The following is an 18,471-nucleotide window of genomic DNA, read 5'->3' as shown; positions in this document are numbered from 1 at the left end:
CGAACCGCGGGGTCAGGCGATGATAGCTGTTACGCGAATTTCGATACGCATGGTTGGAAGCCCCAGCGCTTCGATTCCCAACTGCGTCCAGATTGGAGCGCGGTCGGGCATGTAGTGGCGATACAGCTTGGCCATTGTTTCGTTGATCACGGGAGGGAAACCACCGACGTGATAGGAATTGACGTGGACCACATGCGGCCAGCGTGCTCCGGCGGTCGCGAGCGTCCGTTCCACGTTCTTGAACGCCTGCTCGATCTCTTCCTCAATCGACTCCGGAATGACGAGATCGTCGTTCCATCCGCCCTGTCCGGAGATCTCCACGCGGTCACCAATGCGCATTGCCTGAGAATAATGAAGCGCGTCATGCAGGCGCGTCCCGTATCCGGGGGTGATGAAGAATGAAGGTGTTGTCATGAGTTTGCCTCTGATGAGCCAGGTCAATGCGGTTGCAAGTGACCGTATGCATGCAGAAAGAGATGCAGGGCGTTCGGCACTAGCGCGCCGGCTGCGGTGGAGGGCTTTATTCCACGTCTTCTACGGTGAGGTCCCGGCCGTTGAACTGCACGGTCTCCCCGGCTCGGGCACCCTCGATCGCTTCGAAGATCGGCGCCATCGTGGAAATGCCCATGAGCTCACGCCCCTGACAGGTAAACTTGCTCGTTGACACCGCGATCACAAAGTGGCGGCCGGACAGCTTGACGACAGCGCCTTCGCCGACGGCCAACTTGGGGCCGAAATCGATCGTCCTGAGCTTTTCGAGTTTATCCGCATAGTCATGGAGCGTGTCATCGAGCGCTTCAGCGAAGTCGCTCGCGACCTCGGCCTGAGCTAGTTCGTCGTTTTCGATCGGTTCGCTCCGGTCGAGCCGAGCGGTAGAGACATAGTCCAGGTAGTTCTCACGAGCACTGTGCAAGGCTGCGGTCTCCAGCGAGAGCATCGTTTGTCGGATGTGGTCCTTGTTCCAGTCCATAATCACCTCCTAATTTGCGATGTGTTTAAAGTTCAGCTTGCAGATGTGTAGCGCCCGGAGGTTAACCTCCCCCGGGCTAGGCGACACCGCTATTCGTCGCTGATGACGTCTTCGCCCTGGTATGGAACTCGGATCAGCCGAGGATCTCGAATGATACTCGTGACGAGCCAGACATATTCCTGCTCGGCAGTATCGAAGCCGAGGATGCTGAAGGATTGGCCGAAAGGGCATGGCGGGAAGTCTGGAAAGCCCTCGCGCAGAACGTAGCGCTCGGGATCGCTGTGAAACTCGCTCTTGTAGACTTTCCGTAGTCCGTGCTTGCTCGGCGCGTCCTGGTCACCTGCCGGTGCTGTTTCCCGATGCGCCACAAGGCGCTCGGACAAGTCGCGGGGGCAGATTTCGTGGAACACGTCGAAGGCGTCGATCAACAGGCCTTTATGCTCTGTCGCCGGATCGGTGATCGCGTAGATGTTGGAGGCATCTTCGCCGTCGTCCCCGCTCTCGAGGCGCAACGCCGCATCGACGCGAATGCTGCATGCATCGAGGGTTGACCCTAGTTCGAGATCGACGAGATTGCCGTCCTTGACGCGGTATTCGCGGTCATAGCCTTTGGCGATGAATGACTGGACTGCTTCTAGAACGTCGGTCACCTGGGAGGACATGGAAGTACCTTCATCTTGAACTGGATTGGACACGCTCGCGCACAAAGCGCGCTGCGACTCGGCAGCGGACGGAGAAGCTCGCGAAGTGCGTTACTCATAGCCACTTGGCCTTCTTGAAGCGCACGAACAGGAGAAGGCAGAACACCGCTATCACTCCGAGCACGACGAAGTAGCCATATGGCGTGTCCAGTTCCGGCATGTGCTTGAAGTTCATGCCGTATATTCCGGCGATCGCCGTCGGGACCGCCAAGATCGCCGCCCAGGCCGCGAGCTGGCGGGTGACCACACCGATCCTTTGCGCTTCCAGAAGGCTGCTGGCCTCAAAGACCGTGGACAGGACAAGCAGGAGGCCGTCGACCATGGACTGCACGCGGTGGACATGGTCCGCGACGTCGTGGAAATATGGTGTCATTTCGGCGCTGATGCAGGGAAAGTGGCCGCGAACGAGCTTTCGCACCAGCTCGGCCATAGCCCCGAGCGTGCGCTGGAACCGCGTGAGTTCGGACCTTAGTTCGAAGATTCGCGCCACCTCTTCTGGCCCGAGGAAATCGTGCAGCGACCGTCGCTCCATCGCCAGGACGTCGTCCTCGATCATTTCGAAGATGGGCAGATACTGGTCGACCACGCGATGCAAGATCGCGTGCAGCACATAGTCGACACCCTTGCCGAACTGCGTCGGCGATGCCTCGAGTTGCTCCCGAAGTTTGCCCAGCGCTCCGGCATTGCCGTGCCGCACGGTGATAAGGTGATTGTGACCGGTGAAGATCGCCATCTTGCCGTAGCTGATCCGGTCGCCGACCAGCTCGGCGGTCTGCGCGACGACGTACAACTCATCGTTGTAGACCTCGAGCTTGGGCGGGCACAGCGGGTGCATCGCGTTGTCGATCGCCAACGGATGAAGATTATATGTCCTTTGGATCGCGAGTAGTTCCTCGGGGGTGGGTTCGCTAAGCGCGATCCAGCAGAAGCCCGAGCGACTCTCGCCCAACTTGACGTGCTCATCGAGCGCGATTTCGCGAACTCGCTTGCCTTCGTTGTAATAATAGGCGGCGATGATGCTCATGCTGGCCTCGCGGGAATGTGGAGGCCACGCTGGACGGCCGGTCGAGCCAGCCCGCGTCCAAGCCATGCGCGGACGTTCGAAAAGCTGCTGAGGCCAAGGATGTCACCCGCAGCGTAGAATTCCACCAGCGCATTCACCCAGCCGAGCGTCGCGATGTCCGCGATCGAATAGTCGTCGACGATCCAGTCGCGGCCTTCCAGCCGGCGATCCAGAATCCCCAGCAGACGCGTGGATTCGTCGATAAAGCGCTGTTGCGGCCGCTTGTCCTCATAGTCCTTGCCGCCAAATCGCAGGAAGAAGCCGAGCTGACCGAACATCGGCCCGATGGCCGACATCTGAAAGAACACCCACGCTAGGGTCTCGTAACGCTGGCCTGGTTCGGTGGAGATGAACTGACCCGTCTTGTCGGCCAGATAGAGGAGGATCGCACCGGATTCCCATAAGGCGATGGGTCTACCGTCAGGGCCAGCCGGATCGATGATCGCCGGTATGCGTCCGTTCGGGTTCAGCGACACGAACGCCGGATCCTTCGACTCGTTGTTCGAGATGTCGATCAGGTGGGGCTCGTACGCCAGGCCAGTCTCCTCAAGCATGATCGAGACCTTGACGCCATTGGGCGTAGGGGCTGCGTAGAGTTGCAGGCGATCGGGATGAGATGCCGGCCAGCGCTGCGTGATCGGAAAGGACGAGAGGTCTGGCATAAATCTGCGATCCTGGTGTTGCGATGGCGACTGACTGGAACGAGCCGTCACTCTGAAGTAGGGTTCGATGACCGCGTCGCTGAACGACGCGGTCACGAAGATTGCGGACCGGACCGGCGCAGTGGCAACGGCAGTGAAGCCTATTCCGCCGCGGTCCCGGCCGCTGGCTGTACGTCGTCAACCTTTTGGCGCTTCGGAAGCACCCAGCCGGGACGGACGAAGTGGCAGGTGTAGCCGCCCGGGCGCTTCTCCAGATAATCCTGGTGATCGGGCTCGGCCTCCCAGAACTCGCCGACCGGCTGGACCTCGGTCACCACTTTGCCATCCCACAGCCCCGAGGCATCCACATCGGCGATCGTATCCTCGGCGACGCGCTTCTGCTCCTCGTCGACATAATAGATGCCCGACCGGTAGGAGAGCCCACGATCATTGCCCTGGCGGTTCAGCGTCGTCGGATCGTGGATCTGGAAGAAGAATTCCAGGATGTTCCGGTAGCTCGTCACTGTCGGGTCGAAGACAATCTCGATCCCCTCGGCATGCGTGCCGTGATTACGATACGTGGCGTTCGGAATATCGCCGCCCGTGTAACCCACACGGGTCGAGATGATGCCGGGCCGCTTGCGGATCAGATCCTGCATGCCCCAGAAACATCCTCCTGCGAGAACAGCGCGCTGATGCATGTTAAGCCTCCTCTACTTGATCGAGATATTCACCGTATCCCTCGGACTCCATCTCGTCGCGCGGGATGAAGCGAAGGGACGCAGAGTTGATGCAGTAGCGCAGACCGCCGCGGTCGGAAGGACCGTCCGGGAACACGTGGCCCAGATGGCTGTCGGCGTGTACCGACCTGACCTCCGTCCGGACCATGCCGTGTGCACTGTCCCGCACCTCGTTCACGTTTGCCGGAACGATCGGCTTGGTGAAGCTGGGCCAGCCAGTACCCGAATCGAACTTGTCCGTTGAAGCGAACAGCGGCTCTCCCGACACTATGTCGACGTAGATGCCAGGCTCCTTGTTGTCGTTGTGCTCACCCGTGAAGGGCCTTTCGGTCCCCGAATCCTGGGTAATCCGGCGTTGCTCGGGGGTCAGGCGGTCAACTGCTGCCTGTGACTTCTCAAACTTCATGATAGTCTCCAATACTTAATCTAGAGAGCTCGACACGCTGTCATTTATCTTTGCAGTCATTGCGCCGACTATCGCAGTGCGCCCCAGATTTATCCAATACGCTGCGCGTATAGTTTCCATAGCGCCGAAGCTCTTCACGTCGTGATTCAGTTCCACTCGTACCGGGCTGCCAGCTGCGCGATGTTCCGTATCTCGACCGTTGCCGTGGAGCCGGATACTGTCGCGATCACGACTTCGCGCTCCAAGACAAATCCGTCGATCGGCCGAGTCACGAGGCCTTGCACGGTCGGCGATCGTTCCGGAAGAATGCATATGGCGTGGCCGTCAGCGACGACCCGTTGCACCCAGTCCTCGCGATCTGATCGAAAGCGAGGTCGCATGAGCAAGTCCCGTCGCGCGAAGTGATCGAGGATCCGATCGCGAAACTCGCATTTCAGGCGATCGACGAATGGAAACTCGAGCAGGTCTTCGCCGCGCACGATCTCGTTGGCCGCCAAGGGATGGTTTGCAGAACAGCCGAGCACGAAGCGCTCCCGAAATAGAGGATGCACATCCAGCTTGCGTTCCGGTCTTGTTTCACGCGGCATGATGCACGCGTGGTATTTTCCTGAAAGCACCTCCGATGTGTCCTCGTTCGACTGGAGCGAGTGCAGCTTAATTTCGATGGATGGCATCTCCGCCAATGCGCTCTCGAAGAATGCCGTAAATTCCTTTGGTCCGACGGTGGGCGCGACGGCGACATCCAGCACGCGGTGCCCCCCCATCGCCCAGTGCTCCGAGTGATTGCGAACGCTCTTCATCGCGACCACCATGCGCCGGAATTCTGCCTCGACGTCATGGCCAAGGCCAGTCAGGCGGCTGTTCTTCCCGTCGCGATAGATCAGCGGCCCGCCAAGCTCATCTTCCAAGCGGCGGATCGCGCGGGTCAGACTTGGCTGTGACACACCGCTCAAGCGAGCGGCCGCTGTGAAATTCAGCGTCTCGGCCAAGTTGATGAAATAGCTGACTTGATTGAGTTCCATAGTCCTTTGGCCCACGCGCCTGACTGATACCTCTTCCGTGAGACCGCCTTTGGAAAGCAGGTCGCAGAAGTATGCTTGGCGCATATAATCATGATATAGGGGCTTGTCTATATGCGCCAGACATATAAATGATAGCCTGAGATGACGATTACCGGTTGGCGGTGCGCTCCGCTCAGCTCCGTCGAAGGTTCTGAGAGCGCAACCGCCAAGCCGCGTGCTGGAGGTTTGATGGACATGGCAGGAAGATCATTTACGTTTGTCAGTGGGGCTGGCTCTCCGCTGTCCGGGCACCTCGAACCGCCGGAAGGGACGCCGCGGGGCTGGGCGATCTTCGCCCACTGCTTCACGTGCGGGAAAGACAGTCGCGCCGCTGTTCACATCTCGCGCGCGCTGTCGCGTGCGGGCATCGGGGTCTTGAGGTTCGATTTCGCCGGGACCGGGATCGGCGGTGGGACGGGAGAACCTGTGAACTTCGCGTCGGACGTCGAGGACCTTCGGGCCGCCGCAAAGGCGATGGCGGCGGCGGGCATGTCACCGTCCCTCCTCGTCGGGCACAGCCTGGGTGGCACCGCTGCGATCGTAGCCGCCGCCGACATGCCTGATATTGCGGCGGTAGCGACGATTGGTGCGCCGGCCGACCTTCAGCATATCTTGCGCCTCTTCGGACCGAATGATCTGGACACCATCGCGAGCGAGGGCGAGGCCTCGGTGGAGATTGCCGGTAGGCCCTTCCTCATTCGCCGAGGGTTCCTTGAGGCGGTTGAGGGGATCGACGTCGAGAAGGCCATTGCCTCCCTGCGACGGCCGGTGCTGGTCATGCACTCTCCGCTGGATCAGGTGGTCGGCATCGACCACGCGTCGCGCATCTTCGTCGCGTCCAGGCACCCTAAAAGCTTCATCTCGCTCGACAACGCGGATCACCTTCTCACCGACGTCGCGGACGCGAACTACGCCGCGGCCATGGTGGCGGTTTGGGCGAGCCGCTTTCTCCCACCACTCAGCGCGGATCTTCCGCAGGTCGAGGTTGCGGAGGGCGTCGTCGCCACCGAAACTCTTGCAGGGACGTTCCAGCTCAAGGTCCGCAGCGGCGAGCACACTCTGTTCGCCGACGAGCCAGCATCGGTCGGTGGCCTCGGGACCGGACTATCTCCCTACGAACTCGTATCTGCCGGCCTCGCAGCCTGCACGGTGATGACGATGCGTCTCTATGCGAACCGCAAGGGCTTTCCGCTCGAACGGGCGAGCACGACCGTGCAGCACGAGAAGGTGCCGGACATGATGCCACCCGACCGGTTCACCCGCACCATTGTCCTCGATGGGCCGCTGAGTGATGATCAGCGCGCTCGGATCCTCGCGATCGCTGATCGATGTCCCGTCGATCTGAGTCTCATCCGGGGTTCGGACGTGCAGACCGAGCTCTTGAGCGCCAGTCAGGCTGCGGATCCCGCGAGGCTGGCTTGACCGTGGCGCACACGGAGGAGGGCGAACGGACTGTGAGCCAATCGCCTACCGGCAATAGGGCGGCCGCGACAGAGCGAGCAATTCTAGCAGGCGGCTGCTTCTGGGGCATGGAGGATTTGCTGCGCCGAGCCAGGGGAGTCATTTCGACGCGTGTCGGTTACACAGGCGGAGAAATGCCTGATCCGACCTACGCGAGACATTACGGCCATGCGGAAGCAGTGGAAGTGACCTTCGACCCTTCCGTTCTCGCCTATCGCTCGCTCTTGGAACTCTTCTTCCAGATCCATGACCCCACGACCTACGAGCAACAAGGCAGCGATGTCGGTCCGAGCTATCGATCGGCGATTTTCTACACCACCGAAGTGCAGAAGGAAGTCGCCCTCACAACCATCGCGGAAATCGAGGCATCAGGAAGCTGGCCTGGCCCGGTCGTGTCGGAGATCAACCCAGAAGAACCCTTTTGGGAGGCGGAGCCAGAGCACCAAGAATACCTGGTGCGCTATCCTGGGGGCTATAGCTGCCACTTCGTGCGCCCGACCTGGCGGTTGGACCGCTCAGACGAACGCCCAGCTGTATACTTGACAAAAAGAGTTGATGATGACCGAAACCGTGACTAATCAGGCCGCCTGGCAGAAAGCGCCGAGGCAGCCACTGAGGATCGGTGTCACCGCTCTGCCGCATCTGGCGGCGAACGAGATATTGATCCGCAACGCGGCCATCGCGATCAACCCACTCGACTGGATTCTGCAGGACGTCGCGCTTTTGCCATGGCTCGACTATCCCGCGATTCTCGGCAGCGACGTCTCCGGTGAGGTCGCGGCGGTCGGTGGCGCGGTCGAGCGGTTCAAGGTCGGCGATCGAGTCATCGGACAGGCGGTCGGGACAACCGTAAATCAACCTGCGCAGGGTGCGTTCCAGCACCACACGATCGTGCTGGACCACATGGCGGCGCCGATCCCCAACAACATGGCCTTCGCTGATGCGGCAGTCCTCCCGCTTGGCCTTGGCACCGCCGCAAGCGGGCTCTACGGAAGGACACAGTTGGCTCTCGCGCCACCGTTACACTCGCCGACCGCGCGTCCAGAGGTCGTTCTGGTCTGGGGTGGATCGTCGAGCGTTGGCTGCAACGCCATCCAGCTCGCGGTGGCGTCGGGCTACAGGTGCGTCGCCACCGCTTCGGCGCGCAACGCCGGCCTGTTGAAGGAGCTGGGTGCAAGCGAGGTTCTTGACCACTCGAGTCCAGCCATCGTGGAAGACGTGATTGAGGCAATGCGCGGGCGCAGTCTCGCTGGAACGCTTCACGCGACCGGTCACATGAAAGACTGTTTTGCCGTCATTGCGAGATGCGAGGGCTCGCGCCGCGTGGCAGCGACGCTGGCCCCGCCCGACGAGCGTCCATTTGGAGTCGAGGCGACGCACATCTCCGGGACGAGCCTCAAGGATGACGAGGTTGGTCCAATGATCTACCGCGAATTCCTGCCGCAGGCTCTCGCGGCGCGCACGTTCGTCCCCGCCCCTCCGGCGAAGGTCGTGGGCCAGGGCCTTGAAATGCTCCAGGCTGCCTTGGAAGCCCTGAAGGCGGGTGTATCCGCAGCGAAAATCGTCGTTACCCTGCCTTGAGTGACCAGCCAGGCGGTTTTTCGCGTTCGCAGTCTGAGGTGGCCCGCACTTTGCCGATTGGGAAGCTCTACCGGGAAAACGCGCTTGGGACGCGCGCTGCGCTCCTGCCGGAGCATGCGTTCCCGAAACCTGTTCCCGACTGCTTTTCCCCGAAACTACCTATCGGACATAGAGAAATGGGAATGCAGCGAGTGGTTTGAACGGCCGCTTCCGAAACCGCGTTCCGATCAACTGAGCGGCTAAAAGTGGGGCGATCACCGACATATTAGAATGAGACCGCCATGCCCGATCGGCCGGCTTGACGCGTAGCCAAAAGAATGCGGCTGATGGTAGGCTCGCTGGCATTATGAAGCCCCGCCATCTGAGCAGCGTTGAGCTGCCGCAATTGCGAGTCTCCTACGCGTCGTCGTTCTTCTCGCGGTCCACACCTCGCTCATGCAATTCGGCATCGACGGGGCAGTTCGTGCAGCCCTCGTAGCAGCACAAGCGGCAGATGCGGTATGACTGCTCGAGGTTTTCCAAGCGATTTCGGAGAACGCGTTCAGCGATGTCCGATAAGGTTTTCAGTTCGTCTGGATTAAGGATCGATAGCCCTTCGGCAATCACTTGATCGCGCGAGGCCAGGACCTCGTCGCTCGCGACCTTGCCAGTTGGAGTAAGATAGAGGGATCGCGCGCGCCCGTCTGTCGAATGCTCCCTACGCTCGATCAATCCCTCGCTTACCAATCTATCCACCAGGCGAACAGTTCCAGCATGTGAAAGGCCCACCCCGATCGCAAGCATACGGATCGAGAGCCCGGGCTTGTGCGCGAGCAACGCCAGCGCTGAGGCGGCGGGTCCAGCTTCCGGCGCCCGCGATGAACTAGCGCGAACGATGTCGTCGCTGATCATGAGTGCGAACGCCCCGAAAATGTTTCGATCTCGAGGTCCATCCATTGCCACATCTATATGTGCGCGGAGCATAGACAGCAAGCCATACCGTGGTCCTCTTCCGCCGCGCGGCTTGTGGAAAATGTCCTGTTTTAAAAGGGTTTCGGAGGATTTCGACTGATCGAGCGCGCCGAAAAAAACGGGTCCGGCTCGCTAAGGCCGCGGAACCGTTGATACCTGGCGGCTATAGGGCAAGCCTTTTCGCTCGGAATCGCCGTAGGTCGCGCCTGAGAATCACTCCGCGTCAGCGCTGTCATCCAGGCCGCGCAGGTGCAGATCAGCGAGACCTCGCTTGCCCCCGGCGTCGCACTTCCATCGTGTCACCGCGCGCGATCACGATTGTATCAATCCCATTGAGGAACAGTCCGTGCTCCACGACGTCGGGGATTGCGGCGATCGCTGCTACGATTTCGGTCGGCATGGTTATCTCGTCGAGGGCCGCGTCCATCCGTACAGGCTGGACGTTTGCCAACGGGCTATAGGCCCACCCGGAGCGCCAGCCCCATCAAGTCAAAATCCCGCAAGGTCGCGCGTTTGCTGGGTAAAGGCATCGCCGATGAGGATGGCTTCGTGAGGCAGCGAAGCGCGAGCCAGCCGCTCGACATATCTCGCTTATTAGTATATGCGTCGCGCATATACTGCAACGCCTGCCCGAAGCACGTAGACGACGTTCGTGACGTTCCCACGGGACCACTGTTGAGGAATTTTAGATGAGCATTTTCGACCGTTATGAATTTCTTGTCCCCGAGCACGGTCGGAGGGATCTTGGCCTGCTTAGATGGGCTCTCGTGATCGTATTTCTGTGGTTCGGCGCGATGAAGTTCACAGCGTACGAGGCCTATGGTATCGCCCCGTTTATCGAACACAGCCCGATCATGAATTGGCTGGGCATGTTCGGGATGCAGGGGCAAAGCTATTTCATCGGCGTTATCGAGTTATCGACCGGTCTCGTTCTGATCCTTGGTGCATTTCGTCCACTCTTCTCTGCGCTCGGCGCACTGATGTCAGCGGCGACATATCTGATCACGCTGACCTTTTTCATCACCACTCCAGGTGTCGCGGAGCAGACTGCCGGCGGCTTTCCTGCGATTTCGGCTGCACCAGGGCAGTTTCTACTGAAGGACGCAGTTCTGCTAGCGGCGTCCCTCGTGCTGCTGCGTGCTTCGGTCCGCCACAGAGGGGCGCTTGCGCCCTCGTGACTGTGGTCCTCTCGTGACGGCGGGCGTGCAAATCCTGCAGAACCTCCGCGGGGCATGGATGCTCCGTCGCGATATCGAGCCCGGAGGCGCTCAGCTGCATGGCGACGCGGTCTTCGCCCGTTTCGGCGAAGGCGCGCTCGCTTATCGAGAGAGCAGCATTCTCACACTGGCAGATGGCAGAGTATTCTCCGCGTGCCGACAGTATCGCTATCGCTTGAGCGAGGACAGTGTTGTCGTCGAGTTCGCAGACGGACCTCATATCGGGACGCAGTTCCTCAGCGTGAGTTTCTCGCGGACGGATACCGGGTTGGAAGCGAGTGGCGTCTATGCCTGCGGAGACGACACCTACCATGCAACCTACAGGATTCTGGGGCCGGCGGCCTTTGAAGTGGTCATCATGGTCCAAGGGCCTGCAAAGGCATACGAGCTAGTCAGCCGATATTCCCGGTCGGGATAAATGCTCATGTCAGGAGGGCAAGTCCTCTGTTGCCCTTATCATGGCCGTGAAAGGCAGCGCCGGAATAACTTACCACGCGCTGCAAATCCGAAGACGATTGTCGTCGTCATCAGAAGGTAGGCGACTATCCCACCAGGTGAAAGAGTCGGAACCGCTGCGAGGATCAACCCATCATTCCCGCCGGGTATGAGCGCTATTCCGATACCCATCAATGTGCCGCCGACGACAGATCGCAGAATGCCATTGGCTGTCGGCAGTTGGAGACGCAGATTTCCTTGGCGAAAGGAGGCGGTAAGGGCGCCTGCGATCGAAGAGATCACCGCAGTGAGCGCGACCTCGCCGGCCGGCGACATTCTGAGAGGAAGGGCGCGTTGAATCACGTCTGCGAAGGTCCAGGCCGGCGAGAGTGCATATAGAAGTCCGCCAGTGATACCGAGTCCAATCATCGAAGCGCCGAACGACCAACCCGGCTTTGTTCGCAGAACGCTCTTCGTGGAAACGAAAACGAGTGCCAGCACGAGCACAACTAGGAAGGCTAGGAGAGTAACGAGGCCTGTTGCGCTCGGTTTGGAGATTAAGCTTGGCCATGTTGAATCGTAGCCGAACCTGCCATGGTTGGCAGCCAAGATACCAATCGCCAATCCCAAGGGTAGAGCTAGAAGTCGCATCTCCCCATCCCCAAGCCGCGCCAGCGATCCGAGCAGGCATGTGTCATTAATGAGTGCGCCGAGGCCGAAGGCGATGGCGCCGATGAGCGGTAGGAAATTGATGCTAGTCGAGGGTGCGAGTGTTGCGCCCAGTGTTCCCGTCCAGACTATCGGGACCGCAACCAGGCCTGCCGCTGCCGACGCTGCGAGAAATCCGACGAACATTTTCGGCGGCTGTCTTCTGTGTAACTCATGAGCGGCCACCACTAAACAGGTTCCGCCTTGGTTCGCCGCATATCCGAACCCGAAGGCAAGTACGCATAGAAGAAGTTCGAGCGCAAACGATCCCATTATATCAAGCCTGCCTGATCATATCGTCAGCCTTCTGATGCGACGTTCCAGCGTGGCGAGCGCCCCGGCTTAGCTTTACCACGGGAAGGCGCGATCCTGCTGTAGCCGCACAGATGGCAAAGGCTGACCGAGCCATCTTTGTCGAAGCCGTTTGCCACAAGGAGCCGCTCCGACAGCATGCCTAGAATGTCGAGGTCATTGGGCGACAGGGGCGAAACACATTCGGAGATCACCTGCTCCCGTGCCTTGAGCAAGGCTTCCGTTATCTTCTTCCCCGAATTGGTGAGGTGAATGAAGCGCGCCCGCCTGTCGGTGATTTGTCTTCGTCGTTCCACCAACTGTCCGCGCTCGAGCCTATCGATCAATCGCACCGTCCCGGCATGAGAAAGCCCGATCGAGGTAGCCAAAACGCTGATCGGCAGTCCGGGCTCCATGCTGAGTAACACCATCACGGCGGTCCCCCGGCCGCTTGGTGAAAACGAGGCCGAGACACTGGCGATGCTGTCTGCAACCGCCAACGCGAGTGCACCTAAATGGTACTTGGCGACCTCAGGCTCCATACCGCAAGAATATATGCTTCGCGCATAGACTTCAAGCGTGTGAAAATGTATGACCGCCGCATGCATCTATGACAGATTCGGACATGGTCATGCTCATTGAGGGGCTCAGCTCGGATTCCACATCTGAGATCAACGGACGTGCTCGTTCCCCAGGCGCTAGCGGGGGTGGGCTCGATGAAAGTGGACGTGCATGGGTGCCGCTCACCGGGCGCAGGCGGTTCGCCGATGAGACCGCCGGTATGATCGGACGGGTCTCATGCCCGACCTGACTCTTGATCTCCGATACCTGAAGTACGCCGTTCAGGTCGCCGAGGCCGGCAGCTTCCGCCGAGCGGCGGAGCGCCTATCGATATCGCAATCCACCGTCAGCCGACGTGTGCAGCTGTTTGAGCGCCAGCTTGGCTTTTCTCTCTTCAAGCGTACGCGAGCGGGGGCAGGGCTGACTCCAGAAGGTGAGCGCTTCCTTCAACAAGCGGTGGTGGGAGCGCGCTACCTTCGTAACGCCGCAACGGAGATCCGCTCCGCACGAAAGCTCAAGACCGGGCTAGTGAGGTTTGGAATGCTCGAAGCGTTTCCGGCGTGCCCGATCATCGACATTCTCGCGGCATTCAGAAATCGACATCCGACGATCGAGGTAAAGCTTGAGGAAGGCACTTCAGAAGAAAACTCTTTGGGGGTGAAGCGCGGATTACTGGACGCAGCAATCAGCCTGAGTGCGAGCAAAAGTCCTCAGTTCCAAGTTCGACGTCTCTGCGAACCAGATCTGTTCGTAGCATTGTCCCCGCTTCACGAGTTGGCAGCACGGCCAGAGCTGTCGTGGGAGGACATTTGTGACGAAGTCTTCCTCGTTCGCTCGGATGGCGCTGGGCGTGAGCTCGCTGGCATACTCCGGCGCATGGTGGGCGCCGGAGACGGAGCGGTTCAACTCTCGATCCAACAAGTCAGCCGAGAAACCCTGCTGACGATGGTCGAACAGGGCTTCGGCTTGACCATCACCAGCGTGATCTACCGGCCGGATATCGCGTTGATCCCGCTCCCATCGGCGCAGGCGCCGACGGCCGCTATAATTTCTTCCAGTGACAACGAGAACCCGACTCTGCCGCTGCTGCTGAAGTGTTTCGACACCCCCTCTAGAGCGGGGACCACGGATTAATCGGCGCTCCCCGGCGTCAACGTTCGCCTGGCTTTGGCGAAGCCACGGTCTGTCGCGATGAACCGTTGTAACATCGGGACGATTAACCGAGCTGGGTCAACAGCGGACTGACCTTGCTCTCGGCCCAATAGGTGGGCGTAGTCAACAAGGTCCTGGTGGAGAGCTGCAGGTAGCTCGACCTGTACCTTAAGCGGCTTGTCGTCCGCGATGGGGCCTAGCTTAAGCTTCGACATCATCACCCTCCATATGGCTCCAGTACCAAGTCTCGCGTCACGATAACGCGCACGGGAAATCCGGGCCGAATAGTGATCGTGGGCGCGACGTTGAGCTGACGCCTCACAATCTGCTGCCCTGCGTCGTTGATGGTGTCCTGCCCACCGTTCCGGATCGCCTGAACGAGCCGATCGTCGTTGTCGACCGCGAGTTCGGCGCCGACGCTCAGCAGTGTCGACAATCCCGCAGCCTTGGCCAGATCCCACCAATGGTAATCGACGCCATCCTGAAGCCCGGCGAACCCTTCAGCGTCAGCACCAGGCTGGCGCTCGAGAACGATCGAGCGCCCGTTCGGGAAGACGAGCCGAGTCCAGACGAGCAGGACTCGGCTCTGGCCGAACTGCACGTTGTTGTCGTACTGCCCGACCACACGAGTGCCTTGCGGCACAAGCAAGATACGGCCGGTTGGGCTGTCGTAGATGTTTTCGGTGACCTGCGCGGTGATCTGGCCGGGTAGATCGGATCGGATGCCGGTGATCAGCGCCGCGGATATCACTGCTCCCGCCTGAAGGACGTTCGGCGATACTGGCGCAGCGACGCGATCGGGCGCAACCGTCCTGCGATCGGCCGCGGCGTTCAGAAACGCGTTCTGCCGGTCCTGCGCCGAGGGCGTGGCGGGCGGCGGAGCGAGGCCAATGCTCGCCAAATCCGGCGCCGGCGCGAGCGCTGGGGCAGCTCCCGCAGCAGCGGGTGTGCCCCGGCTTTCCGATCCGGAGAAGAGACGGCTGGTGCGCGCGGTCTCGATTTCCTGAAGGCGGCGCTGCTCTTCCGGGCTGATGCCGGGATTGGGCGTGGCCGTCCCGGGTGTGGGCACCGGCTGTCCGCGATCCTGGGTACTAAGGATCGGCCGGCCGAGGTCACCGGGAAGAGGGGGACCGAGCTGTGGCACGCCACTGTAATCTCGCGGCAGGCCGGCCAGTCCGTCAGCGGTCGAGCGGTTCTCGGTCGAATAGAGTTCGTCGTTCGGCCGACCGGCGTCGCGGGTCTGAAGCGCGTAGATCAGCGCACCTCCGAGCCCGACGCTGGCGACAAGACCGAGGCCGGCGAGAACCTTCCGCGACAACCGGGTGACGCGGGGCGGTTCGGCCCGCAGTCGCATCGGCGCAGGCCCGACCGGCTCGCCGGTCAGGGGCTGCGCATCGTCGTCCGGCACTTCCTCAATCCGGGGCGGGTTCTCGCTCACGAGGTCGGCCTCCCGTCTGTGCGGACGATCCTGACGCGCTTCTGCTCGCGGCCGGAGCCGAAGCGAAGTTCGGCAGCCGCGAACAGACGATCAACGATCATGTGGTGGCCGCGAACGCGATAGTTCACGAGCTCAGAGGTGTTGCCCTCGGGGCCGACGACGAAGAGTGGCGGCATCTCGCCCTGACCGATGCCGCGCGGAAACTCGATGAAGACCTGGCGACCGTCGTCGAAGGCGCGCAGAGGCCGCCACGGCGCACGGTCGCCCTCGATCGCATAGCGGAAGTTGACGTTCGCGAGATCGACGCCGCTCGCCACCGGCTGGGCCGCCTGCGCCTCGGCGTTCTGCCGACGCAGCGCGATGAGCTGGTCCTGCGGATACTGCCACGAGACCGACGCCATATAGGTGCGCTCTGTCGAGCGCAGTTCCATGTGATAGGTGCGCATATTGGTGTTGATGACGAGGTTGGTCATCAGGTCGGCGCGGGTGGGCTTCACGAGGATGTGGATCTGGCGCGTTGCGCCTGATCCGCTCTCGGTGTCGCCGATGATCCAGCGCACTGTGTCGCCGGCGGCCACCGGGCCTGCGCCGACAAGCTGCTCCCCGGGTTGGAGCGCGATGTCGGTGATCTGCCCGACGGCGGTATAGACTTGATAAAGCGCCCCTTGAGTCCACGGGTAGACCTGCATCGAGTTAATGAAGCCGTCGCGCACCGGCTGGACTCGTGCCGCCTCGTTTGCCTGGTTGACGCGAGCGGTCGGATTAGAAGGCTCCGGGGCACGCCGCGTCTCCTCCACACGCTGCAATTGGCCAGGCAGCGGTAGCGGTCGGGGCAGTTCGACCACGGTGACCGGCGCAGGTGGGTCGACCGTCTGCACGGCGGGAGCCGCATTGTCGTAGGAGATTTCCGGCGGCGGATTGGTGGTCGCGCAGCCGGCGAGCGCAGTCGTCGCCAACAGGACAAAGGGGACTGCGGCTCGACGGAGAGCCGGGAGTACGTGCGTGTGTGAAGCCGGATTTCCGGCTTTACGGAAAGACGGCTTCATTGCCCAAGCTCCCGTGACCAGTTGATGGCGTTGACGTAGATGCCGAGCGGGTTCGCCCTGAGCCGGTCGGCATTGCGGGGGACCTGCACCACGATCGTCAGGATCGCGGTCCAGCGCGTGGTGTCGGCGAGCTGGCCGTTCTCGTAGCGACGCTCGACCCAGGCGACACGGAAGCTGTCCGGCGAGGCACGGATGACGCTGGAGACGTCGACGGCGACCTGCTGGCGGCCGACCCGCGTGAACGGGTCGTTGGACCGGGCATAATCATTGAGCGCCATGGCTCCGCGATCGGTCGTGAAGTCGTAGGCCCGCAACCAGTTCTGGCGCACGATGATCGCATCGGCGGGAATGCTCCGGACCTGCTCGATGAAACGCGCCAGGTGGAAGGCGATCTGTGGATCGGTGGGACGATAGTCCGCCTCGGCGGGCGCAACGGCCTGAGCCTGTCCAAGGCGATCGACCTGAACTACCCACGGTACGATCGTTCCCCGGGCAGACTGCACGACGAGCGCGGTAGCGAACCCGGCCGAGAGGATCAGCGAGCCAAACGCCATCAGGCGCCAGTTTTTGGCCTGCACGCGCGAGGCGCCGATGCGCTCATCCCAGACCTGGGCGGCGCGCTGATAGGGCGTCTCCGGCTCGAGAGCCTTGCCGTAATGGGTGGAGGGTCGTTTGAACATCAGCGGTCCCCTTCGGAGAGATTGACGGAGGAGCCGCCGCCATGGGCGTCGCCGGAACGGACGGCGTGGGCTGTGGCCTGAGCGGCATGGGTCATGTGTTGTGAGCGGCGCATCCGCTGCGCCCAGGCGGGCGGGCCTCCGGCGCTCGCGGAACCTGCGGAAGCGGCGCCGTCACCGGCGGCATCTCCCCCGATCGAGCCCATCGTGGATGTTCCGCCCGTCGCCTCGAAGGCGGCTTTGCCGCCAGCATTGAAGCTGGACTTCATGCTTTCGGCGGCGCGCGATGCCGCCCTGCGGAGCGGCGAGACGGCGGCGCTGCCGCCAGCGCGGGCAACGCCGCCAAGCCCGGAAGCGACGCCGGCCGCACCAGACTGTCCGGCGGCGCCAAGGCTGTATGCGGTGGATGCGCCGCCTGCGACCGCAGCACCGCCGCGGGCGGCAGCGGCCGCACCGCCAGCCAAGGCCGCTCCCCCGGATGCAGCGGCGCCGACGGCGCCAGCACCGAGGGCCACCATGCCGCCTGCGGCCAAGCCGGTGCCGACCGCAGCGCCGGCGCTGAGCTGCGGGCCACCGGAAACGATGCCGCTGGCGATACCGGGACCGAAGATGCCGAGGCCGAGCAGCGACAGCGCGGCGAGCACGATCGCCATGGCTTCATCGATCGAGGGATTCTGGCCACCGAAGCCGGACGTAAACTCGGAGAAGAGCGTCGAGCCGATGCCGATGATGACGGCCAGCACCAGCACCTTGATGCCGGAGGAGATGACGTTGCCGAGCACGCGTTCGGCCATGAAGGCCGACTTGCCGAACAGGCCGAACGGGATCAGCACGAAGCCGGCGAGCGTCGTCAGCTTGAACTCGATGAGCGTGACGAAGAGCTGGATGGCGAGGATGAAAAAAGCGAGCAGCACCAGCGCCCAGGCCAGGAACATGCAGGCGATCTGGATGAAGTTCTCGAAGAACGACCAGTAGCCCATGAGGCTGGAGATGGAATCGAGCAGCGGCCGTCCGGCGTCGAGCCCGGTCTGAGCGACCTTGCCAGGGCGCAAGAGGTCGGCCGTGGTGAACCCGGTGCCGCTAGCCTTCAGGCCGAGGCCGGCGAAGCTCTCGAAAATGATCCGGGCGAGGTTGTTCCAATTACCGATGATGTAGGCGAACACGCCGACGAACAGCGTCTTCTTCACCAGGCGGGCCATGATGTCGTCGTCGGCGCCCCAGCTCCAGAACAGCGCCGCCAGCGTCACGTCGATGACGATCAGGGTGGTGGCGATGAAGGCGACTTCGCCGCTGAGTAGCCCGAATCCGCTGTCGATGTAGCGGGTGAAGACCTCAAGAAAATGGTCAATGACGCCGGTGCCGCCCATGATC

The 18,471-nt window shown here is 61.7% G+C and carries 23 protein-coding genes; 6 read left to right on the top strand and 17 right to left on the bottom strand.

All coding sequences use genetic code 11. From position 1 onward, the window contains the following. Nucleotides 1-12 precede the first annotated feature (12 nt). From J2126_RS12660 to J2126_RS12625, 8 genes are all read right to left on the bottom strand, one after another. Nucleotides 13-414 carry a RidA family protein gene (locus tag J2126_RS12660; protein ID WP_004099044.1) on the bottom strand — a complete coding sequence of 134 codons (402 nt, stop codon included), beginning with the start codon at nucleotides 412-414 and terminating at the stop codon, nucleotides 13-15. Between the two features lie 106 nt (nucleotides 415-520). Next, nucleotides 521-970, bottom strand: coding sequence for a hypothetical protein (locus J2126_RS12655; RefSeq protein WP_052819674.1), 450 nt, complete (start codon nucleotides 968-970; stop codon nucleotides 521-523). Between the two features lie 89 nt (nucleotides 971-1,059). Continuing rightward, complete coding sequence (locus tag J2126_RS12650) at nucleotides 1,060-1,632, bottom strand: hypothetical protein (protein ID WP_052819673.1); 573 nt, start codon at nucleotides 1,630-1,632, stop codon at nucleotides 1,060-1,062. A 94-nt stretch (nucleotides 1,633-1,726) separates the two neighbouring features. After that, nucleotides 1,727-2,695, bottom strand: a complete 969-nt coding sequence (locus J2126_RS12645; RefSeq protein WP_052819672.1) for a magnesium and cobalt transport protein CorA — start codon at nucleotides 2,693-2,695, stop codon at nucleotides 1,727-1,729. Continuing rightward, a complete protein-coding gene (locus J2126_RS12640; protein ID WP_003464969.1) occupies nucleotides 2,692-3,396 on the bottom strand; it encodes a glutathione S-transferase N-terminal domain-containing protein in 705 nt (234 codons plus the stop codon). The genes J2126_RS12645 and J2126_RS12640 overlap by 4 nt, the downstream gene beginning before the upstream one ends. A 140-nt stretch (nucleotides 3,397-3,536) precedes the next feature. Further along, on the bottom strand, nucleotides 3,537-4,076 hold the full coding sequence (gene msrA / locus J2126_RS12635; protein ID WP_003464967.1) for a peptide-methionine (S)-S-oxide reductase MsrA: 540 nt from the start codon (nucleotides 4,074-4,076) through the stop codon (nucleotides 3,537-3,539). 1 nt (nucleotide 4,077) lies between these two features. Further along, nucleotides 4,078-4,521 (bottom strand): peptide-methionine (R)-S-oxide reductase MsrB, encoded by a 444-nt coding sequence (gene msrB, locus J2126_RS12630; protein WP_004099035.1) that lies wholly within the window; start codon nucleotides 4,519-4,521, stop codon nucleotides 4,078-4,080. 146 nt (nucleotides 4,522-4,667) lie between these two features. Continuing rightward, on the bottom strand, nucleotides 4,668-5,543 hold the full coding sequence (locus J2126_RS12625) for a LysR family transcriptional regulator (protein WP_011191349.1): 876 nt from the start codon (nucleotides 5,541-5,543) through the stop codon (nucleotides 4,668-4,670). A 228-nt stretch (nucleotides 5,544-5,771) separates the two neighbouring features. On the opposite strand from J2126_RS12625, the gene J2126_RS12620 reads away from it, so the two are divergent. The 3 genes from J2126_RS12620 to J2126_RS12610 are packed head-to-tail and all read left to right on the top strand — an operon-like array spanning nucleotide 5,772 to nucleotide 8,624. Further along, nucleotides 5,772-7,004 carry a bifunctional alpha/beta hydrolase/OsmC family protein gene (locus J2126_RS12620; RefSeq protein WP_052819671.1) on the top strand — a complete coding sequence of 411 codons (1,233 nt, stop codon included), beginning with the start codon at nucleotides 5,772-5,774 and terminating at the stop codon, nucleotides 7,002-7,004. A 32-nt stretch (nucleotides 7,005-7,036) separates the two neighbouring features. Beyond that, entirely contained in the window at nucleotides 7,037-7,621 is a 585-nt protein-coding gene (msrA, locus tag J2126_RS12615; RefSeq protein ID WP_082178899.1) for a peptide-methionine (S)-S-oxide reductase MsrA, read from the top strand. Then, nucleotides 7,602-8,624 carry a zinc-binding alcohol dehydrogenase family protein gene (locus J2126_RS12610; RefSeq protein ID WP_197283330.1) on the top strand — a complete coding sequence of 341 codons (1,023 nt, stop codon included), beginning with the start codon at nucleotides 7,602-7,604 and terminating at the stop codon, nucleotides 8,622-8,624. Before msrA (J2126_RS12615) ends, J2126_RS12610 begins: the two co-directional genes overlap by 20 nt. A gap of 396 nt (nucleotides 8,625-9,020) precedes the next feature. On the opposite strand, the gene J2126_RS12605 is transcribed toward J2126_RS12610, so the two are convergent. Both J2126_RS12605 and J2126_RS12600 read right to left on the bottom strand, forming a co-directional pair. Further along, nucleotides 9,021-9,515 carry a MarR family winged helix-turn-helix transcriptional regulator gene (locus tag J2126_RS12605; protein ID WP_004099028.1) on the bottom strand — a complete coding sequence of 165 codons (495 nt, stop codon included), beginning with the start codon at nucleotides 9,513-9,515 and terminating at the stop codon, nucleotides 9,021-9,023. Nucleotides 9,516-9,831: 316 nt separating this feature from the next. Continuing rightward, nucleotides 9,832-9,975, bottom strand: coding sequence for a hypothetical protein (locus J2126_RS12600; protein WP_156316066.1), 144 nt, complete (start codon nucleotides 9,973-9,975; stop codon nucleotides 9,832-9,834). Between the two features lie 289 nt (nucleotides 9,976-10,264). Between J2126_RS12600 and J2126_RS12595 the strand changes: the two genes are divergently transcribed. Further along, nucleotides 10,265-10,753 carry a YkgB family protein gene (locus J2126_RS12595; protein WP_052819669.1) on the top strand — a complete coding sequence of 163 codons (489 nt, stop codon included), beginning with the start codon at nucleotides 10,265-10,267 and terminating at the stop codon, nucleotides 10,751-10,753. After that, entirely contained in the window at nucleotides 10,713-11,210 is a 498-nt protein-coding gene (locus J2126_RS25335; RefSeq protein ID WP_348634295.1) for a DUF6314 family protein, read from the top strand. The genes J2126_RS12595 and J2126_RS25335 overlap by 41 nt, the downstream gene beginning before the upstream one ends. A 38-nt stretch (nucleotides 11,211-11,248) precedes the next feature. On the opposite strand, the gene J2126_RS12590 is transcribed toward J2126_RS25335, so the two are convergent. Next, nucleotides 11,249-12,208 (bottom strand): YeeE/YedE thiosulfate transporter family protein, encoded by a 960-nt coding sequence (locus J2126_RS12590; protein WP_052819667.1) that lies wholly within the window; start codon nucleotides 12,206-12,208, stop codon nucleotides 11,249-11,251. A 26-nt stretch (nucleotides 12,209-12,234) separates the two neighbouring features. Beyond that, nucleotides 12,235-12,834, bottom strand: a complete 600-nt coding sequence (locus tag J2126_RS12585; RefSeq protein WP_245327299.1) for a MarR family winged helix-turn-helix transcriptional regulator — start codon at nucleotides 12,832-12,834, stop codon at nucleotides 12,235-12,237. A 190-nt stretch (nucleotides 12,835-13,024) separates the two neighbouring features. Between J2126_RS12585 and J2126_RS12580 the strand changes: the two genes are divergently transcribed. Then, nucleotides 13,025-13,921, top strand: coding sequence for a LysR family transcriptional regulator (locus tag J2126_RS12580; RefSeq protein WP_052819665.1), 897 nt, complete (start codon nucleotides 13,025-13,027; stop codon nucleotides 13,919-13,921). On the opposite strand, the gene J2126_RS12575 is transcribed toward J2126_RS12580, so the two are convergent. The 5 genes from J2126_RS12575 to trbL are packed head-to-tail and all read right to left on the bottom strand — an operon-like array spanning nucleotide 13,918 to nucleotide 18,467. Next, entirely contained in the window at nucleotides 13,918-14,154 is a 237-nt protein-coding gene (locus J2126_RS12575; RefSeq protein WP_026227538.1) for a DUF2274 domain-containing protein, read from the bottom strand. The genes J2126_RS12580 and J2126_RS12575 overlap by 4 nt on opposite strands. 2 nt (nucleotides 14,155-14,156) lie before the next feature. After that, nucleotides 14,157-15,377 (bottom strand): TrbI/VirB10 family protein, encoded by a 1,221-nt coding sequence (locus tag J2126_RS12570; protein ID WP_052819664.1) that lies wholly within the window; start codon nucleotides 15,375-15,377, stop codon nucleotides 14,157-14,159. Then, nucleotides 15,374-16,423: a P-type conjugative transfer protein TrbG gene (gene trbG, locus J2126_RS12565; RefSeq protein ID WP_052819663.1), complete on the bottom strand. Its 1,050-nt coding sequence runs from the start codon at nucleotides 16,421-16,423 to the stop codon at nucleotides 15,374-15,376. The genes J2126_RS12570 and trbG overlap by 4 nt, the downstream gene beginning before the upstream one ends. Next, nucleotides 16,420-17,103: a conjugal transfer protein TrbF gene (gene trbF, locus J2126_RS12560; RefSeq protein WP_052819662.1), complete on the bottom strand. Its 684-nt coding sequence runs from the start codon at nucleotides 17,101-17,103 to the stop codon at nucleotides 16,420-16,422. Before trbF ends, trbG begins: the two co-directional genes overlap by 4 nt. Then, complete coding sequence (gene trbL, locus J2126_RS12555) at nucleotides 17,103-18,467, bottom strand: P-type conjugative transfer protein TrbL (protein ID WP_052819661.1); 1,365 nt, start codon at nucleotides 18,465-18,467, stop codon at nucleotides 17,103-17,105. Before trbL ends, trbF begins: the two co-directional genes overlap by 1 nt. Between the last annotated feature and the right edge of the window lie 4 nt (nucleotides 18,468-18,471).

The organism is Xanthobacter flavus, assembly GCF_017875275.1.
Taxonomy (GTDB): Bacteria; Pseudomonadota; Alphaproteobacteria; order Rhizobiales; family Xanthobacteraceae; genus Xanthobacter; species Xanthobacter flavus_A.
The sequence above is the reverse complement of the archived record's forward strand: the minus strand, read 5'-3'. Positions and strand labels throughout refer to the sequence as shown.

Bases quoted from the DNA above. Each gene is read 5' to 3' on its own strand.
- J2126_RS12585 (WP_245327299.1), bottom strand. From the start codon at position 12,834: ATGCATGCGGCGGTCATACATTTTCACACGCTTGAAGTCTATGCGCGA.
- J2126_RS12575 (WP_026227538.1), bottom strand. From the start codon at position 14,154: ATGTCGAAGCTTAAGCTAGGCCCCATCGCGGACGACAAGCCGCTTAAG.
- J2126_RS12640 (WP_003464969.1), bottom strand. From the start codon at position 3,396: ATGCCAGACCTCTCGTCCTTTCCGATCACGCAGCGCTGGCCGGCATCT.
- J2126_RS12620 (WP_052819671.1), top strand. From the start codon at position 5,772: ATGGACATGGCAGGAAGATCATTTACGTTTGTCAGTGGGGCTGGCTCT.
- msrB (WP_004099035.1), bottom strand. From the start codon at position 4,521: ATGAAGTTTGAGAAGTCACAGGCAGCAGTTGACCGCCTGACCCCCGAG.
- trbL (WP_052819661.1), bottom strand. From the start codon at position 18,467: ATGGGCGGCACCGGCGTCATTGACCATTTTCTTGAGGTCTTCACCCGC.
- J2126_RS12580 (WP_052819665.1), top strand. From the start codon at position 13,025: ATGCCCGACCTGACTCTTGATCTCCGATACCTGAAGTACGCCGTTCAG.
- J2126_RS12655 (WP_052819674.1), bottom strand. From the start codon at position 970: ATGGACTGGAACAAGGACCACATCCGACAAACGATGCTCTCGCTGGAG.
- trbF (WP_052819662.1), bottom strand. From the start codon at position 17,103: ATGTTCAAACGACCCTCCACCCATTACGGCAAGGCTCTCGAGCCGGAG.
- trbG (WP_052819663.1), bottom strand. From the start codon at position 16,423: ATGAAGCCGTCTTTCCGTAAAGCCGGAAATCCGGCTTCACACACGCAC.
- J2126_RS12590 (WP_052819667.1), bottom strand. From the start codon at position 12,208: ATGGGATCGTTTGCGCTCGAACTTCTTCTATGCGTACTTGCCTTCGGG.
- J2126_RS12645 (WP_052819672.1), bottom strand. From the start codon at position 2,695: ATGAGCATCATCGCCGCCTATTATTACAACGAAGGCAAGCGAGTTCGC.
- J2126_RS12605 (WP_004099028.1), bottom strand. From the start codon at position 9,515: ATGATCAGCGACGACATCGTTCGCGCTAGTTCATCGCGGGCGCCGGAA.
- msrA (WP_003464967.1), bottom strand. From the start codon at position 4,076: ATGCATCAGCGCGCTGTTCTCGCAGGAGGATGTTTCTGGGGCATGCAG.
- J2126_RS12625 (WP_011191349.1), bottom strand. From the start codon at position 5,543: ATGGAACTCAATCAAGTCAGCTATTTCATCAACTTGGCCGAGACGCTG.
- J2126_RS12610 (WP_197283330.1), top strand. From the start codon at position 7,602: ATGACCGAAACCGTGACTAATCAGGCCGCCTGGCAGAAAGCGCCGAGG.
- J2126_RS12660 (WP_004099044.1), bottom strand. From the start codon at position 414: ATGACAACACCTTCATTCTTCATCACCCCCGGATACGGGACGCGCCTG.
- J2126_RS12650 (WP_052819673.1), bottom strand. From the start codon at position 1,632: ATGTCCTCCCAGGTGACCGACGTTCTAGAAGCAGTCCAGTCATTCATC.
- J2126_RS12600 (WP_156316066.1), bottom strand. From the start codon at position 9,975: ATGCCGACCGAAATCGTAGCAGCGATCGCCGCAATCCCCGACGTCGTG.
- J2126_RS12595 (WP_052819669.1), top strand. From the start codon at position 10,265: ATGAGCATTTTCGACCGTTATGAATTTCTTGTCCCCGAGCACGGTCGG.